16 protein-coding genes are annotated in these 18505 nt (G+C 46.0%); 15 read left to right on the top strand and 1 reads right to left on the bottom strand.

Features of this window, described 5'->3' with window-relative positions:
- The first annotated feature begins 3 nt into the window (after positions 1-3).
- The 12 genes from walK to V7728_RS14845 all read left to right on the top strand — a co-directional run bounded on the left by walK (position 4) and on the right by V7728_RS14845 (position 14393).
- Complete coding sequence (gene walK, locus V7728_RS14790) at positions 4-1839, top strand: cell wall metabolism sensor histidine kinase WalK (RefSeq protein ID WP_004393106.1); 1836 nt, start codon at positions 4-6, stop codon at positions 1837-1839.
- The gene (yycH, locus tag V7728_RS14795; protein ID WP_064108028.1) at positions 1829-3187 is read left to right on the top strand and encodes a two-component system activity regulator YycH; all 1359 of its coding nucleotides are present in this window, start codon (positions 1829-1831) and stop codon (positions 3185-3187) included. The genes walK and yycH overlap by 11 nt, the downstream gene beginning before the upstream one ends.
- Entirely contained in the window at positions 3174-4013 is an 840-nt protein-coding gene (locus V7728_RS14800; protein WP_040238684.1) for a two-component system regulatory protein YycI, read from the top strand. The genes yycH and V7728_RS14800 overlap by 14 nt, the downstream gene beginning before the upstream one ends.
- Before the next feature lie 14 nt (positions 4014-4027).
- Positions 4028-4822, top strand: a complete 795-nt coding sequence (locus V7728_RS14805; RefSeq protein WP_004393110.1) for an MBL fold metallo-hydrolase — start codon at positions 4028-4030, stop codon at positions 4820-4822.
- An 86-nt stretch (positions 4823-4908) separates the two neighbouring features.
- Positions 4909-6105, top strand: coding sequence for a S1C family serine protease (locus V7728_RS14810; protein WP_007614967.1), 1197 nt, complete (start codon positions 4909-4911; stop codon positions 6103-6105).
- 510 nt (positions 6106-6615) lie between these two features.
- Positions 6616-6825: a winged helix-turn-helix domain-containing protein gene (locus tag V7728_RS14815; RefSeq protein WP_099567235.1), complete on the top strand. Its 210-nt coding sequence runs from the start codon at positions 6616-6618 to the stop codon at positions 6823-6825.
- Positions 6822-8240: a sensor histidine kinase gene (locus tag V7728_RS14820; protein WP_099567234.1), complete on the top strand. Its 1419-nt coding sequence runs from the start codon at positions 6822-6824 to the stop codon at positions 8238-8240. Before V7728_RS14815 ends, V7728_RS14820 begins: the two co-directional genes overlap by 4 nt.
- Before the next feature lie 231 nt (positions 8241-8471).
- Positions 8472-9479, top strand: coding sequence for a ThiF family adenylyltransferase (locus V7728_RS14825; RefSeq protein WP_099567233.1), 1008 nt, complete (start codon positions 8472-8474; stop codon positions 9477-9479).
- Positions 9476-10798, top strand: a complete 1323-nt coding sequence (locus V7728_RS14830; RefSeq protein WP_069007587.1) for an ABC transporter substrate-binding protein — start codon at positions 9476-9478, stop codon at positions 10796-10798. Before V7728_RS14825 ends, V7728_RS14830 begins: the two co-directional genes overlap by 4 nt.
- 18 nt (positions 10799-10816) lie before the next feature.
- Positions 10817-12007, top strand: a complete 1191-nt coding sequence (locus tag V7728_RS14835) for an MFS transporter (protein ID WP_014306161.1) — start codon at positions 10817-10819, stop codon at positions 12005-12007.
- A gap of 27 nt (positions 12008-12034) precedes the next feature.
- Complete coding sequence (locus tag V7728_RS14840) at positions 12035-13660, top strand: ABC-F family ATP-binding cassette domain-containing protein (protein WP_059367460.1); 1626 nt, start codon at positions 12035-12037, stop codon at positions 13658-13660.
- Between the two features lie 13 nt (positions 13661-13673).
- Positions 13674-14393 carry a cupin-like domain-containing protein gene (locus V7728_RS14845; protein ID WP_007407887.1) on the top strand — a complete coding sequence of 240 codons (720 nt, stop codon included), beginning with the start codon at positions 13674-13676 and terminating at the stop codon, positions 14391-14393.
- 41 nt (positions 14394-14434) lie between these two features.
- On the opposite strand, the gene V7728_RS14850 is transcribed toward V7728_RS14845, so the two are convergent.
- Positions 14435-15850, bottom strand: a complete 1416-nt coding sequence (locus V7728_RS14850) for a sigma-54 interaction domain-containing protein (RefSeq protein WP_069007586.1) — start codon at positions 15848-15850, stop codon at positions 14435-14437.
- A gap of 174 nt (positions 15851-16024) precedes the next feature.
- Here V7728_RS14850 and V7728_RS14855 point away from each other — a divergent pair, with 174 nt between their 5' ends.
- From V7728_RS14855 to V7728_RS14865, 3 genes are all read left to right on the top strand, one after another.
- A complete protein-coding gene (locus V7728_RS14855; protein ID WP_015240946.1) occupies positions 16025-16312 on the top strand; it encodes an autorepressor SdpR family transcription factor in 288 nt (95 codons plus the stop codon).
- Positions 16309-16944: an SdpI family protein gene (locus V7728_RS14860; RefSeq protein WP_099567232.1), complete on the top strand. Its 636-nt coding sequence runs from the start codon at positions 16309-16311 to the stop codon at positions 16942-16944. The genes V7728_RS14855 and V7728_RS14860 overlap by 4 nt, the downstream gene beginning before the upstream one ends.
- Positions 16945-17173: 229 nt before the next feature.
- Positions 17174-18379 (top strand): ornithine--oxo-acid transaminase, encoded by a 1206-nt coding sequence (locus V7728_RS14865; protein WP_004393130.1) that lies wholly within the window; start codon positions 17174-17176, stop codon positions 18377-18379.
- Positions 18380-18505: the final 126 nt, after the last annotated feature.

Here is an 18505-nt window from a genome sequence, read left to right on the forward strand (position 1 = left end):
GCGATGAATAAGGTTGGTTTTTTTCGGTCGATTCAATTTAAGATCACGCTGATCTATGTGCTTCTCATTATCATCGCCATGCAGATTATCGGCGTGTACTTTGTGAAACAGGTGGAGAATTCTCTTCTCAAGTCCTATGAATTATCGTTAAATCAGCGCATTGACAATCTATCCTATTATATTGAGCAGGAATATAAAGGAGATAATGACAGCACCGTCATTAAAGATGACGTCAAACGGATTTTGAATGATTTTACGAAAAACAATGAAATACGGGAGATTACATTTGTTGATAAAAGCTATGAGGTCGTCGGTTCTTCGAGGCCTTATGGCGAGGAAATAGCGGGGAAACAGACGACTGACCCGATTTTTAAACGGATTTTCTCAACAAAACAGGCCTATTCAAAAAAATATTATGATCCTAAAAGCAAAAACAGAGTGCTGATTTCAGCAAAACCTGTCGTCACAGAGAATCAGGAAGTTGTCGGCGCGATATATGTCGTGGCCAGTATGGAAGATACCTTTAACCAGATGAAAACCGTCAACTCGATTCTTGCTTCTGGAACAGGCTTAGCCCTTGTTCTGACGGCTCTTCTCGGTATATTTCTCGCCCGCACCATTACCCATCCGCTTTCAGATATGCGTAAGCAGGCGATGGAACTGGCAAAAGGGAATTTCTCCAGAAAGGTGCGGAAATACGGGCATGATGAAATCGGTCAGCTCGCAACGACGTTCAACCATCTGACGAGAGAGCTTGAAGATGCCCAAGCCATGACGGAAGGGGAGAGAAGAAAGCTTTCTTCCGTTATCGCGTATATGACGGACGGTGTCATCGCTACGAATCGCAATGGAGCTATTATTCTTTTAAACAGCCCTGCGCTTGAGCTGCTGAATGTTTCACGTGAAACGGCTTTAGAGATGCCGATTACGTCTTTATTAGGCATAAAAGAGAACTTTACATTTGAGGATTTAGTAGAACAGCAGGATTCCATGCTGCTGGAGATCGAACGTGACGATGAAACGACTGTACTGCGGGTGAATTTTTCCGTTATTCAGAGAGAGCACGGAAAAATCGACGGTTTAATCGCGGTTCTTTATGATGTCACCGAACAGGAAAAACTCGATCGGGAACGCAGAGAGTTCGTTGCCAACGTGTCTCATGAGCTGCGGACACCGCTGACGACCATGCGAAGCTATTTAGAGGCGCTTGCAGAAGGCGCGTGGGAAAACAAAGATATCGCTCCGCGTTTCTTAATGGTGACCCAAAATGAGACTGAGCGCATGATCAGATTGGTGAACGACCTGCTTCAGCTTTCTAAATTCGACAGCAAAGATTATCAGTTTAATCGGGAGTGGATTCATATGATCCGCTTTATGTCACTGATTATCGATCGTTTTGAAATGACGAAAGAACAGCATGTCGAATTTATCCGCGAGCTTCCGGACAGAAATCTGTACGTGGAGATTGATCAGGATAAAGTGACGCAGGTTCTCGATAATATCATTTCTAACGCACTGAAATACTCACCGGAAGGCGGACATGTCACTTTCTCAGTCGATGTGAATGAGAAAGAAGAGCTGCTTTATATCAGCGTAAAAGATGAAGGTATCGGCATTCCGAAAAAAGATGTGGAAAAAGTCTTTGACCGTTTCTACAGAGTGGATAAAGCGCGCACGAGAAAACTCGGCGGCACCGGGCTCGGCCTTGCGATTGCAAAAGAGATGGTTCAGGCGCACGGCGGAGACATTTGGGCCGACAGTGTAGAAGGCAAAGGAACGAAGATTACATTTACTCTTCCATATAAAGAAGAGCAAGAGGATGATTGGGATGAGGCGTGAAAATATAAAAACAGTCATACTGTCAGTGCTGGTCGTCATTAGTCTTGTTTTAACATGGGGAATTTGGACATTCCAGCCCAATTTTTCAGAAGGCACGGCCTCAACCAAATCGACTGTCCGGGAAAAGCATAAAATTGATAAAACGAGCCAAAAAGTGTCGCAAACGGTAAAACCCCGGGATATGTTTATTCATACAAACGGCTCTCATTATAAAGTGGATGATGAGACGCTCTTTAATGACCTGTGGGCGGATTTGCCGCAATGGGAAGTAAAAGGGATGAAGGATATTTCCGATCAATACGACAAGCTCGGTTTTAAAAATTGGCTTTACGGCAGAAACGGCAATTCGGCAAAGCTCGATCTGCAATTCAATGACACCATTCCGATTGATTTTTTCCAATCGATGTTTAAATGGTCGAATCCGTCAATGGAATACAGCTCATTTGACCATATTGTCATTCCGTTTAATGAGAATAAGACAAATAAGAAGATTTACATGGTCTCATACAGCAAGCAGCTGATTTTGGAAGTGACTGTGGAATCGGCGAATTACCGCAATCTGATGAATGAGCTGTACAGCAAAAAGTCGAGTATGCCGTTATACCACCTCTATTCGGTCGGAAAAAGCAAAGAATTTCTCATGCCGAATGCGCGATTTAATATGAAGGAAAAAGAATTTATCACTGAAACCATTAAGACGAACCTGTTTAAGCAGACGCTTTTTAATGATCCGAGCACGGTCAGAGAAGACCCGAATTACAATCGGAATGTGCTGACTGACGGAATCAGCCGTCTGGAAATCAATTCGACACAGCGGCAGATTCAATTCCAGCATCGGAACCTGGCACAAAGCGCTTCTTATCAAACAGGGGAGCTGATTAAGAAAAGCTATAAGTATTTAGAGGATACGGGAAGCTGGACGGATCATTATCAATTTTTCAATGTGAGTGATAACCAGCAGCTGAGTTTCTACATGTTTAAAGACCAAATGCCTGTGATCAACAGCACGTCTAAGCCTTTCGGATCCGGACCTGTTTTGACCCTGCAATGGGCCAATGACGAGGTTCTCAGCTACAAGCGGCCGAACTATGTTCTCGGACCGAATCCGATTAAAACAAAAGACGTAAAAATGATGAACGGCAATGAGGTTGTGTCTCTGCTGGAGCAGCAGGATAAATACGACGTGAATAAAATCGACCAGATCTTCCTGGCCTATCAAATGGTCTCTTCATCAACGAATGATCTCGTTGAACTGGAACCCGTCTGGAGTATGAAAATCAACGGGAAGATCGTTCCGATTACGAAAGATCTGCTGGGGAAGGAGGAGGACGATAATGGAGTGGAATAAGACAAAAACGATCTTCATCATTGCCTTCCTCATCCTTGATATTTTTCTCGGCTATCAGTTTTTTGAAAAACGCTCGAGCAGTGAATACGAAGTGATTAAAAATTCAAATGTGGAAAAAGACATGGAGATGGATCATATCACTTTCGGCAACCTGTCTTCTGATTCCGCGACGGGCTACCGGCTGACGGCGGGCCAAAAAGTATTTACCGCTGAAGATATTGATGCTTTGAAGGATCAAAAGCCGTTAATGGAGATGCCGGCGGATGATCACAAGGTTACGACGCTGAAAATGAAATTTACCGATCCGGTCGGTTTATCGAAGCAAAAACCGCAAGAGGATGCGGAATCGCTCGTCAGCTCTAAAATAACCGGCGGTGAAAAATATAAACTGTGGAAAGTCGACAAGGATAAAAAACAGATCATTTTTTACCAGATGTATGACGGCCAGTTTATTTATCAGGATTTTGACTCGTCCACGGATGCGATCGGACAGGTGATTCTGCATTTGAACGATAAAAACGAGGTCGTATCTTACGAGCAGACCATGCTGGAGTCATTCAAGCGAATCCAGACGGAGAGCCTGATTCCTGAGCTTGATGCGGTCGAATTATTGTATTCTCAAAATTACTTAAAAGCGAATTGCGCCGTTAAAAGCGTTAAGTTCGGCTATATTGCCCAATATCCGCTGACAAGTACGCAGGTGCTGGCGCCGGTATGGAGAATTACAATTGAAGATAAGTCAAAAGGGACGAAGAAAAAGACACAGCAAACGTACACTGTGAATGCATTGGAAAGCACAGTCATTGATAACAATCAAAATAAATAATGGAGTGAGACATAATGGGCTTGCAATTTAGCGTGCTTGCGAGCGGGAGTACCGGAAACGCGTTTTATCTGGAGACAGAGGAGCACTCTTTTCTGGTGGATGCCGGCCTGAGCGGTAAAGCGATGGACGGGCTGATGGAGAGAATCGGCCGCAAGATAGACGACGTCGACGGCATCTTTGTCACTCACGAGCACAGCGACCATATTAAAGGGCTCGGCGTCATTGCGAGAAAGTACGGACTTCCCGTCTACGCCAATGAAAAGACGTGGAAAGCGATGGAGAATCAGATCGGCAAGCTGGATACCGGACAAAAGTTTCTGTTCCCGATGGAAAGCGTGAAATCCTTCGGCGGGCTTGATGTTGAGTCATTCGGCGTCTCTCATGACGCGGCCGAGCCGATGTTTTATGTTTTCCACTACCAAGGCAGAAAGCTCGCGCTGATGACGGACACCGGGTATGTGAGCGACAGAATGAAAGGCATTATCCGTTCGGCCAATGTGTTTGTGTTTGAAAGCAACCATGATGTCGGCATGCTGCAAATGGGCAGATACCCATGGAGCATTAAGCGGCGGATTTTAAGCGATGTCGGCCACGTCTCCAATGAAGATGCGGCGCTCGCCATGACTGATGTCATCGGCGACGGCACATCGCGCATCTATTTGGCGCATCTGAGCCAAGACAACAATATGAAGGAACTGGCGAGAATGTCCGTGCAGCAGACATTGGCTGCGAAAGGATTTGTCGCCGGGGAAACGTTTCAGTTATTTGATACCGATCCGAAAATCCCGACGCCGCTGTGCGCCGTGTAATTTTTCCAAATGAATCATGATTATTAATCCGCGATCTGACCCACACTATAAGCAAATCGAGTACTCTTGAAAGGATTTGAGATAGGGTGGATTATAATCGCGATGATGAACAGTACGCCTCCGAACAGCCCCGCCGCAGCAAGAGAGGGTACTTTCTATCAAGTCTGATCGGCGTCATCGTCGGGGCCGCGCTCATGGCTTTCCTGCTGCCGTACTGGACAGGCGGAGATCATGGGGAAAGCAGCAAAAGCACCAGCCAGCGTCTCGGCAGCGAACAGGTGAAAACAGTCAACGTAAATGTCAATGACGCTGTCACGAATATGGTCAGCCGTGTATCAGATTCGGTAGTCGGCGTTCTCAATATCCAAAAGACCGATATTTGGGGAGAGGGCGGCGAAGCGGGAAGCGGGTCGGGCGTCATTTACAAAAAGAACGGAAACACTTCTTATATCGTAACCAATCACCATGTCATTGAAGGTGCGACTGAGATTGAGATCAGCCTGAAGGATGGCTCACGCGTGCCTGCTGAGCTGATCGGGAGCGACCGTCTGATGGATCTCGCCGTGCTGAAGGTAAAGTCTGATAAAATCAAATCGGCCGCCCAGTTCGGCAATTCTGATCAGGTCAAAGTCGGAGAACCGGTCATTGCGATCGGAAATCCGCTCGGGCTTGAATTTGCGGGATCAGTGACACAGGGGATCATTTCAGGCACGGAAAGGGCGGTGCCCGTTGACTCAAACGGCGACGGACAGCCGGATTGGAATGCGGAAGTGCTGCAGACCGATGCCGCGATTAACCCGGGCAACAGCGGCGGCGCTTTGATGGATATATCGGGCAAGGTGGTCGGCATCAACTCAATGAAGATCGCTGAATCCGCCGTTGAAGGCATCGGCCTGTCCATCCCGTCAAAGCTTGTCATTCCCGTTATTCAGGATTTAGAAAAATACGGAGAAGTCAGACGGCCTTTCCTCGGTATTGAGATGAAATCCTTAACGGATATTGCGAGCTACCATTGGAGCCAGACGCTGAAACTTCCGAAAGGCGTTAAAACCGGGGCGGTCATTATGGGTGTCGACGCGTTTTCACCGGCCGGAAAAGCGGGTTTGAAAAAGCTCGACGTGATCACCGGGTTCGACGGACATAAGGTCAATGACGTTGTGGATCTCCGTGAGCGCCTGTATCGCAAAAAGATCGGCGACCGTGTGAACATCACGTTCTACCGTTCGGGAAAGAAAAAAACAGCGGAAGTCAAACTGACAGAAGCGGATCGATTACAGAAATAAAAAAACAGCCCGGACAACCGGGCTGTTTTTTATTGATTTATTTGTTAATATTATACTATTATGAAAACGGGAGGTGACACACATGAAAACGGCTGATGTGATCATCGTATTGAATGAAATTGAAGGTGAATGTGAAGGAAGAATTATTTTAGAATGCAGAATTTAAGAACATGAAACATGTTATATTAAACGTCCTTTTTCAGGGCGCTTTTTTTATGCCGTTTTTCAGAAGCCATAAAAAAGAACTGAACGCGGGTCACAACACGTTCAGTTAAAAATGGATATATGTAGAAAAAGGTAGACGTGAACTTAGAACTTTGTGATTGAAACAGACTGGTGCTGCTGAATTGAAGCGGCAGATAATGATTTTTATTTGCAGATTGCTCCGTTTTCAGCGTTTCCTTTCACCAATTCAGCTTAGATTCCGTTTTGTTTCAGATAAAAGCGAATAATAGAAGGGGAAGCGAAAAAAATAAACACAGGCTGATACATCTAAGGAGAGACTGCATCATGGAAAAGTTGAAAGGCATCAAGCTGAGTGCAGACGGCGAGTCTGCACTCATTGATTCTTTAACGATGGGGCTTCATTACGGAACGGTCCTTAGGGAAGACAATATCGTCGAGGTGTACATCCGTTCTCTGCGCGAAAAGCTGAAGGACAAAGAGCACAAGGTGATTCGCACGGTTCGGGGCGCCGGGTACAGGGTGGATCTGGAATGAAACGGCTGTACAGAACCCTGCGGTTCCAGCTCCTGTTCAGGTCACTGGCGATTTTGGCTTTGCTGTTATGTTTCATCGGCGGCACTCAGTACATGTTTATGACACGGACGATGTATGAAAATCAGGCGATCAGCATTCAGAGTGATATCAATTCAATGGATCAAAGCGTATGGAGGTCCATCAAAACCCTTGCCCGTTCCGAAACACCGGCTCATCCGAATTTGATTTACCCCGGGGTGACGGTTGCTTTTATCAATCAATCATACAAGATGTCTGTTTTATCAGAAGACCCGCACGCGGGGGCTGCTCCTTCTTTCCCGAAAAAAGTGTACCGGGATGCGCTGACAGATACCATGGCGCTTCACTATCAGGTGGCTCACAATAAGTCAGGTCAGGAAATCATCGTCGTGTTTCAGGCGATTTCCGTTGACGGAAGGCAGGCGGGAGTTGTGCAGATGAGCACGCTGACCCAGCCTTTGAATGATTCGCTTTTCCGCCAGATCAGCATATTTGCGGTGCTTTCCTTTGCGGCTTTGGTCATCGGCCTGTTTGTTTTCTTGCCGGTGATCCGGCTCACACTCAAGCCGCTGTCCCGCATTGTGCGTATGATGGGTGACATTCATGCCGGCAGTCTCGATAAACGGCTGCCGATTGATAAAAGGCAGGCCGAAATTGAGTCATTGGGTATCTCCATCAATCAGATGCTGGAACGGATTGAAACCTCTTTTCAGGCGGAAAAAGAAGCGAAGGAGCGCATCCGGCAGTTTGTATCAGACGCATCACATGAGCTGAGAACGCCGCTTACCTCCATTCACGGCTGTATCGAAATGTTAATGCGCGGAGCGGCGGAGAAGCCGGAGCAGAAAGAAAAAGCGCTTCAAAGCATGTACGCGGAATCCGCCAGGGCGAATAAGCTGATAGAGGATCTTCTGTTTCTCGCGAAGATTGACCGGGTGCCGAGCTTTGAAATGAAAAAAGGCGCATTGGGAGACGTCATTTTGGAAATGGAGGCTCAGCTGAAGCTGCTCGCGAGAAACCGGAAGCTCGAGTTCTTTGTCGATCAAAAGATAGAAGCCGTTTTTGACAAAGACAAAATGAAGCAGGTCATTCTCAACCTCTTTTACAATGCGGTGCAGCATACGGATGAAGACAAGGGTGTCATCACCGTCTCCCTGCAGAAAGACGGAGGAATCATGCTTATGATTGCGGATAACGGAACGGGAATCGCTCCGGAGCATGTCCCTCATTTGTTTGACCGGTTTTACAGGGCGGAAACCTCCCGATCCCGTCAATCCGGCGGCGCGGGGCTGGGCCTTACCATTACAAAAACCATTATCGACAGCCATAACGGAACAATTGAAGTGAAAAGTGAGCAGGGAAAAGGCTCCGTGTTCATCATCCGGCTGCCGGGATAAACCGGGCAGAAGGAAGAAAAATCACAATTTATATATAAATTCTAAATTTTCAAAAAATAACTTGTCCTTTTCCAATATTGGTGATAATATCTAGTTATTGGTAAAGGGGGTGTGTACTGATGAAGATTGAAGAACTTGATCTTGATACAGAAACAGCAAGCTTGGTGCATCGCTGCTAGTAAAGCCGTGACTCCCCTCATTGGGGAGTTATTATCTTTCAGGGGGTATGTCATGATGTCAACGGACTGTAAGCGCTGGAAGTTTAAAGACAGCGTGCAGGTGCTGACCTACACGGCGCATATTATCATTCAAAATCGAAAGGCGATTAAGCTTGCGCATACGAGTGAGATCAAAGAGGCGGTTGAACGGCTGATCATCGGCTGTGAAAAACAAGAGCTTTCTGATCTTCTGGGAGAGGAAGCGGGAAACCATTTTTTCGATGCATTAATGAAATTGGATGCTTTAATAGAGCCATGGCAAAACGGCCGTGAAGGCCGCATCACTGAAAAGCAGCTGTACCATTTTGAGAAATACAACCAAAACCCCAATCTGATCCAAAAGAGATTAGACGGCAGCAGGGCAGCGATCGTAGGTCTGGGGGGCGTCGGAACGATCATTCTTCAAAACCTTTTGGCGGCGGGCTTGCAGCATTTTATTCTCATTGATTTCGATGCCGTATCAGTACATAACCTGAACAGACAATTCGTCTATAATCAATCTTCTGTAGGCAAATTAAAGATCTCAGAATGCAGAGATTATATTGCGGGTATCAACCCCAATGCGGACGCAGCACTTTACCATAAGGAAATGACACAGCCGCAGGACCTGCGTGTGTTAGATCCGTATGAAATTGATATCGTCATAAATGCCGCTGACAAACCCCATAACATTTCTGAATGGGTTTACCGGTATTGTAAGGAGCGGAATATCGCGTTTATGACCGGGGGTGTCGGCAGCTTCAGCGGCCAATGGGGGCCTCTGCTCACGCCTGAATCCTATCAATCCGGCGTCACCTATGAAAAAAACATGCCGGCCGGACTTCTGAACTGTTACCCCGATGAACCGATCAAAGGTTCCTTAGGAGCGACAAACGGTATTATATCCTCGTTTATGTCTCATGACATTATCACATACCTTGCAGGCGGAAGCCCGAAATCCCTGAATACCCGCATCGGCCTGGACTTTGACGGCCTTCATATTACAGAAACGAAGCTTTCTCAAAAGGAAAGCGCTTTATGAAGACGATGCATCGTACGGCGAGAAAACCGGGCGACCCTCTAAAAATAGAAATCGACACAAGCCCGATACGCTTGAACCCATTAGATACGCAGGATTACACAAGCAAGATGATTTGCAGCATTATGTATGAAAGTCTGCAGGACGGCTATAACTGCCGGATCATCCGCAAAGATCCCCGCACCTGTCAGGTGGACATTCACCCGGACTATTTAGGCGACGCCGAGGGTGTGGTTCAAACGATCATCTATCATCTGACGAAAGAAAATCAAAGCCCCCATCTCGGCAGTTTCCTGAACATAAAACAGGCCGTTCCGTATGTAAAAGGCCTCGTCTCATCCGATCAGCTCGGGGTGAACGTAACAGGCGAAAAACGCTTTGGAGTCACCTTGGACGAGCCGTCTGATGAGATAGAAGCCGTTTTGCAGAGCAGCTTTCTGATTCCGGGGACCGCCGGGGGCGATGTGCCGGAAAACGGCCCGTACCGATTCAAGCGCACGTTTGAGAAGGGGCTGGAATTTGAGCGGAATCCGCAATATAAAATGACGCCCGCGGATCACCGCACGGTTCAGACCATCCAATTTATTTTGAATGATGATCTGGAAAAAAGCATCGGGCTGTACGAAGCGAATCAAACGGACGTGACCTGCCACACCCAGTTTCATCATTCAAACATGAGGTATCGGCAGTATGCTGATTTTAAAGAAAATCATTTGCCGATGTTATTTACCTTCAAGGTAAAGGACGACATGCTGAGAACTTTTATTCAGCATTATTTTGATAAACAAAAGCTGGCCGGGGATTTGGGGCATATCATCACACCGACTGATTCACTGATCGGTATATGGGAAAGCGGGAGGACACCGCAGAAAGATCCGCCCCTTTTGACAAAAGAAGAACCGATCCGAATCGTTTATGCCGATTATTATCCCAACGGAGAGATTATTGAAAGGCTGGCTGATTTGTTTCGGCGGGCCGGAGCGGACGTGTCCGTCTCCCGCGTCAGTCATTTCAATGATTATTACCATATGGATAAAAGCGGGTTTGATATTGAGCTCCATTTGTTCCTGCCGGCTTACATGCATGAGCTGAGCTATATCAAATATTTCATCCGCGACATCAGCGATCCAGAGAAGAAAAAAACGATCATTGATGCCATAGGATCTGAAAAAAAGAAGGAACTTTTTGGGTTATTCGAGAATACAACTCATTATTGCCCAATTTGTTTTGGGAAAAGTCTGTATCTGCAAGATCCATGTATAGAGGGTTTTAGTGTAAAGACTGACGGGCTCCTTTCTGTTCATGATGTTAAATGCAGATAGCTGGAAAGGGGTATTCATTTGCGGAATCGAAATTTGCTTTACTTCTCCGGTTTTTTCGGAAACTTCTTTTTCGAACGGGGAATTTGGATTTTATATTTAACAAGTATGAATTATTCATTGTTTCTTGTGGGCATCCTGCAATCGGTCCTGAATTTGGCGATGTTTCTGGCGGAAGTGCCGAGCGGCGTCATCTCGGACAGAATCGGGAGAAAAAAATCGCTCTTGCTCGGCCATTTTATGGTCATTGTCTATTTGGTGATGTTCCTGAGCTTCCATAACTTCATCGCCCTCTTCATCGCCCATATTATATACGGTATCGGGCTGACGTTTATATCAGGAACGGATCATGCCTTTTTGTTTGATTCACTGAAAGAACAAGGGAAAGAAAAGTGGTACGGCAAATCCATCGGAAATTATAACGGACTTGTCATACTCGGTCTTGCGATCGCCATGGGCATCGGCGGCTACTTGCAGGAAATATCATGGTCGTATGTGTTTATCGCCGGGATTGTCACTCAGCTGATTGCAATGGCGGTCATTACACAGCTGACGGAAATTAAATTTGAAAACAGTGAACACGAAACGCAGACGGTCGGTGACATCTTAAAAGAAGTCAAAGATTTCTTCAGGCTGAACAAAGCCTTTAAATATCTGGTGCTGTCACTCTCCGTTTTCTTTGCGATTACATCGGTTTTTTATATGTACGGACAAGATTTGTTAAGTCAGGAAGGGCTGTCCGTGCGCAATATATCCATTATTTTTGCGGGACTGTCCATCTTGCAGGCGCTGTGCTCCATCTTTTCTTCCAAGCCGGCGGAAAAATTCACGCCGAGGCGCGTGCTTCTGCTGACATTCTGCATCATCGGGGCGGCCTACCTGTTTATACCTTCGGGCAGTCTGTACGTGACGATTGCAGCTTTTGTCGTCATTAACGCGCTCTATGATGTGATAGAACCCGTATCCAGTCAGGTGGTGAATAATGAGATTCCGTCCAGAACGAGAGCCACGCTGCTGTCCATTATCAGTTTGATGACCTCGCTCTTCATGTTCATTGCCTTTCCGTTTATCGGATTCTTAACGGACTATTTTGATTCAGCTTTGCTGCTGACCGCAATCGGGGTATTATCCATCTTATTGTCGCTGTTTATGATGCTCAGCTTTTACAAACTGAAAGCGAGCGTCGCCATCCAGAATAAAGTCGAGCTTTGAACCAGAATGACAAAGGGATGATGTGAGTTGCTGAATATTCATAATCTTACGGTAAATTTAGCGGGAGATACCATTTTCAAACAAGTTTCTTTTTTCATCAATGAAGGCGAGAAAGTGCTTGTGGCCGGGCCGAACGGTTCCGGCAAAAGCACGCTGTTCAGGGTGCTTTCCGGGGAGCTTGAGGCAGATGAAGGAACAATTGCGATCAACAAAGGGGCGAAGGTCGGTTTGCTGAAGCAGATCGCTGATCCCCATGAGGATCTGACGTTGTATCAATATCTGGAAAAATCGTTTGAAGCTCTAGCGGCGATCCAGAAGGAAATGAAGGCCATTGAGCTGAAGCTTTCAGAACCGATGAGTGGTGACGAGCTGACTGCTTTATTGGAAAAGTACAGTCAATACACGGAAACATTTGAGCGGAACAACGGCTACCAGATGCATGCGATGATTGACGAGGTATGCAACGGGCTCAGCCTCAGCGAATTAAAGGATCAGCCGTTTTCAAAGCTGAGCGGCGGCGAAAAAACAAAAGCCGGCCTTGCCGAAATTTTAATCCGCAACGACGACGTTATACTGCTGGACGAGCCGACCAACCATTTGGATGTCCATGCGATTGAGTGGCTTGAAGGGTTTATTAAAAAATCGAACAAAACCATTCTGTTTACGACCCACGATAAAACGTTTGCCGACCAAACGGCGATGAAGGTGCTCGAGATTGACGATACCGAGGTGAAGATTTGGCCTTACGGATTCAGCGAATACTTGAAAAAGCGGGAAGAATTCATCATCGCCCAGTTTGAGAAATATGAAGAACAGCAGAGAAAAATACAGAAGATGAAGGAATCCATCGCCCAGCTGAGAGATTGGGCCAACCGCTCAAATCCGCCGTCTGTCGGCCTGCACAGACGCGCGAATAATATGGAAAAGGCGCTGAAAAGGATCGAGCTGATCAATAAGCCGGTCCGGACAGAGCAAAAATTAAAAAACGCATTTCAGGAAGCGGGCGCCGGTTCAAAAGATATTGTGTTCATTGAAAACGGAAAGGTGACCAACGGATCTTCCCTTTTATATCAAAATGTGAACCTGCGCATAAAGCATAAAGACAGAATCGGCATCGTCGGCAGAAACGGCGTCGGCAAAACAACGCTGATCCGCTGCATCATCGGGGAAAGAGAACTGTCGGACGGCACCATTAAAGTGGGAGAAAATCTTAAAATAGGCTACATTGATCAAAAGAGCCATGTCGGAGATTCGAGTCAGACGATTCTGCAATTTTTTAAAGAAAATCTGCTGACTGAAGAGGGCATGGCCCGGAATATGCTGGCCAAGTACGGATTTTACGGGTCGTCGGTCTTTAAAAAACTTTCCGTCCTGTCGGGCGGTGAGAGAATCAGGCTGAAGCTGTCCATCTTAATGGAAAAAAAGCTGAATGTCCTGATCCTGGATGAGCCGACCAACCACTTGGATATTGAATCTCAGGAAATTCTCGAAAACAGCCTGATGCAGTTTCAAGGCACCATCATCTGCGTTTCTCACGACAGAAACCTGCTGGAGAAGTTCAACAAGATTTTCTGGCTTGAGAATCAAAACGTCACCATCTTTTCAGGTCCATACAGTTACGCCAAACAAAAAAAACGGCAGATTGCCGAATAAAAGGGGAATGGATATGACCATTGACAGACTGACAATCAATGAGTTATCGTACGATCTTTTTGTAAGCGAGTATGCTGATAAGAAACCTTTTATTTTGACGGGGGCAATGGATCACTGGGAATGCAGGCCGTGGACGCTTGAATACATTGACGAACACTATGGGGACAGAATGGTCACCATCCGGAAATCAGATATCGAAGGGGTCAAAACGTTTAAACAAGTAAAGCTTTCCAACTATATCGAGTACATTGATCAGAATGATGACAAATGGTACTGTGACTGGAATTTTACGCAGCTGAACCAAAATGACTTAGACCTTGTCTATTCCGCACCCGAGTATTTTACAAAAGACACATTGAGAGCGGATGAAGAAACGGGACGGGACTGGAAATGGTTCTTTCTCGGTTCTAAGCAGACAGGCACACCGCTGCATCAGGATTTTAACAATACGCACGCGTGGAACGGCGTCATTTTCGGGGAGAAGGAATGGATCTTCTATCATCCGGACGACTCTCCGTATTTGTACGAAGGAAATATCAATGTCTTTGATGAAAAAGACATTGAGCAAAAACCGCTGGTGCAAAAGGCGTCTCCGATCCGTTTCAGACAAAAGGCGGGAGAAATCATTTACGCGCCGCGCCATTGGTGGCATCAAGTCGAGAATACGGAACATACATTGGCAGTGAGTGAGAACTTTTGGTTTACTGGAGAGCGGCTTGCCAATCAGATATAAACGAAAGGCTGAGGAGCATCTCAGCCTTTTTTTGTATGGATTCATTTCATCCGGTCCAGACCGAATTTTTTCAGGCGGTATTGCAGGCTCTGTCTGCTGATTCCGAGCTCTTTTGCCGTTTTGGATATGTTATTGCCGTGTTTTCTCAGGGTTTTTTCGATCATGTATTTTTCGAAGTTTTCCATTTTGTCTTTTAAATCGGTGCCGGGCTGGGTGCTTGCGGCGGCTTTGGCTTCCGTGTCAGCCGGTTTGATTTTCATCCGGTATTGGTAAGGCAGGTGGGCCGCCGTAATCGTCGTTTCATCCGTCATAAAGTTCATGGCGCCTTCAATCATATGTTCAAGCTCGCGGATGTTGCCCGGCCAGTCATATTCCAGGAAGAATCGCTGCACATCGTCACTGATCGAATCGACATGCATTTGGAACAGGTGATTGTTTTTCTGGATAAAGACTTCGGCCAGAGGCAGAATATCCTCCTTGCGCTCCCGGAGCGGGGGAATGATCAGTGTGACAACGCTTAAGCGGTAGTATAAATCTTTGCGCAGCCGCTCTTCTGAAATGGCGGTGATCGGGTCTTCATTCATCGTGGCGATGATGCGGACGTCAATCGGTTTGTCCTGCGCTGATCCGATGCGCCTGATTTTCTTTTCCTGAAGGGCGCGGAGCAGTTTTGCCTGCAGGCTGAGATTGAGCGAGTTGATCTCATCGAGGAGCAGGGTGCCTCCCTGCGCCTGCTCAAATAAGCCGGGCTGGTCGATGGCTCCGGTAAAGGCGCCTTTTTTCGTGCCGAATAAAATACTTTCGACCAGGCTATCCGGCAGGGCGGCGCAGTTTTGTGAGATGAACGGGGCGCCTGAGCGCTGGCTGCCGTTGTGAATGCTTTGGGCGAACAGTTCCTTGCCCGTTCCCGTCTCGCCGGCCAAAAGCACCGATGATGATGTGCGGGTTGCCCGTTTCGCGTTTTCGATGACTTCCCGAATGACCGGGCTGTTGCCGAGAATACTGTCAAACGTGTAGCTGTTCTGTTCTTTCCTGTGCATGTTCTCCCTGATCAGCCGTTCGAGCTTGGTGACGTCCTTGGCGATTTCCACGGCTCCCTTGATCTCGCCGTTTTGCACAATCGGGAAGGTGTGGTTGATCGTCGTGATTTCCTGGCCTTTGTTATTGAAATAGCTTTGCTTCACGTTTTTAATCGTTTTGCCTTCTTGAAGGGCCTGAACGAGCGTGCTGTCCTGCTGATTGGAAAACATAAATACATCAGTCAGGTTTTTATGCAGGACGTCCCGTTCATCCATATCTTCAATCTGCATCATTTTCTTATTGTAAATGACGGTGCTGCCCTTCTCGTCCACCACATGCAGCCCGACATCAATCTCTTCCAAAATGCTTTGTAACACGAGTGTGTAAAATTCGCTGGTTGTGTGCAGGTCAATTCCTCCTCTCAATCGTCTTAACATTCATTATTTTAAAATAAATCGAACGGGAAACGCAAAAAAATTTTGCGCTTGGACAATGTTTAAAAATAAATGGAAATTGAGGTAATAAAACCATTGACTTTTTTAGGAAAATGGTTGATATTTAGATATATACTTAAATATCTAAATTATGTATGTATGAGAGGGGGAAAGTTTTTGAATAAAGCTTTTAAAGCACTGGCCGATCCTACAAGGAGAAGAATTTTGGATTTATTAAAGAAACAAGACATGACGGCTGGTGAAATTGCGGAACACTTCGACATGTCAAAACCCAGTATTTCTCATCACCTTACCATATTGAAAAATACTGATTTGGTTCACGATGAGAGGAAAGGCCAATTTATTATGTATTCATTAAATACCACTGTATTACAGGATCTTATAGGCTGGTTCTTTTCTCTGACTGATTCAGAACATGATAATAAGAAAGGCGGGGAATCATGAAAAAATATCTCTTTTCAGCAGGAATCATAGTTTTAACTGTTTTCACATGGGTTTGCACATATTCATCTTTACCGGACAATTTGGCGACACACTGGGGATTAAACGGAAGTGCAAATGATTACCAAACGAAAGCTAATGCGATGATGATGCTTATTGGCATCATGATTATTCTATATATTTTAATGGTTATCATCCCTAAGATTGATCCTAAAAATAACTACAAAACATTTATCAGGCCATATATGGCTATATTTAATACAATGTTTGCGGTTCTGTTTGTCATTAATCTGATTACCATCTTTACCGGTCTGGGATATGATCTCCCTATATCTTATTTAGGAAACTTTATAGTGGGAGTCATTTTCATGGTGTTTGGAAACTTCATTCAGATCGTTAAGCCTAATTTTTTTTTAGGGATAAGAACACCTTGGACGCTGAGCAGTGAAAGAGTTTGGAAGGATACACACAGGGTTAGTTCGAAACTTTTTGTCTTAGCGGGCATGCTCATGATGCTTGCAGCTTTTTTGCCGCCGGTGTATAGAGTGTCAGTCATTTTCATGTCTGCGATCGGCTGTATCATATTATCTTTACTATATTCTTACATTGTATATCAGAGACAATTGAATAAATAACTGTTGAGTAGGAGCAATCTAATTGGATTGCTCCTATTTTGTCAGCGGGAAACGCAAAAAATTTTTGCGCTTGGCTGAAGTTTGCACACAAACTGCCGGAAAATTTTGCGGGAAAAGAAAGAATGCTGGCGAAACATCCCGTTTTTTCGGATTGGCACGGAACTTGCTTTATAAAAAGGGAAAGCAAGATCTAATGTTGAATGATTACAAAACAAGGGGGAATCAGATTATGTCAGCTTTCACAAAATCTCAAGAAATTATCAGCCAAACTTCACATTACGGCGCGAACAACTATCATCCTCTGCCGATTGTTATTTCCGAAGCGCAGGGTGTTTGGGTAAAAGACCCTGAAGGTAATCAATATATGGATATGCTGAGTGCTTATTCTGCGGTGAACCAGGGGCACAGACATCCGAAGATCATTCAGGCGCTGAAGGATCAGGCGGATAAAATCACTCTGACGTCACGCGCGTTCCATAATGATCAGCTCGGTCCGTTTTATGAGAAAACAGCCAAGCTGACCGGAAAAGATATGATTCTGCCGATGAATACGGGGGCGGAAGCCGTTGAATCCGCTGTCAAAGCGGCGAGACGCTGGGCATATGAGGTCAAAGGAGTAGCGGATAATCAGGCGGAAATCATTGCGTGTATCGGCAACTTCCACGGCAGAACGATGCTTGCGGTATCCCTTTCTTCAGAAGATGAGTATAAACGCGGTTTCGGACCTATGCTTCCGGGTATAAAATTAATTCCATACGGAGACGCAGAAGCGCTGCGCCGGGCGATCACGCCGAACACAGCCGCTTTCTTATTCGAACCGATTCAGGGAGAAGCGGGCATCGTCATTCCGCCGGAAGGATTTTTACAAGAAGCGGCCGCCATTTGTAAGGAAGAAAATGTGCTTCTGATCGCTGATGAAATTCAGACGGGACTCGGCCGCACAGGGAAAACATTCGCGGTTGACTGGGAAAATATCGTACCGGATATGTTCATCTTAGGCAAAGCGCTCGGCGGGGGCGTCTTCCCGATTTCGTGCATCGCGGCGAACCGTGACATTCTCGGTGTGTTTAACCCGGGTTCCCACGGCTCGACATTCGGCGGAAACCCGCTCGCTTGCGCGGTATCGCTCGCATCTCTTGAAGTCCTTGAGGAAGAAGGGCTGGCAGAGCGTTCCCTTCAGCTTGGCCGTTATTTTAAAGAAGAGCTTGAGAAAATTGATAACCCGATCATAAAAGACGTGCGCGGACGCGGCCTGTTTATCGGCGTTGAACTGACAGAAGCGGCCCGCCCGTACTGTGAAAAGCTGAAAGGCGAAGGGCTTTTATGCAAAGAAACACATGATACCGTGATCCGTTTTGCACCGCCGTTAATGATTTCCAAGGAAGACTTGGACTGGGCGATCCAAAAGATCACAAACGTGCTTCAAAACGCGTAAAACCTTGATGCGGCAATGCTTTCCCTCGGCTTGTATGGAATTTACAAATAAAAAATTCAGCACACTCTATTTGCGTGGCGACAGTATTTTAGTATAATGTATCTTTATGTACGAAAATGAATTTCA

The sequence above is a fragment of the Bacillus sp. JHAA genome (genome assembly GCF_036961585.1).
In the GTDB taxonomy this organism is placed as follows: Bacteria; Bacillota; Bacilli; order Bacillales; family Bacillaceae; genus Bacillus; species Bacillus velezensis.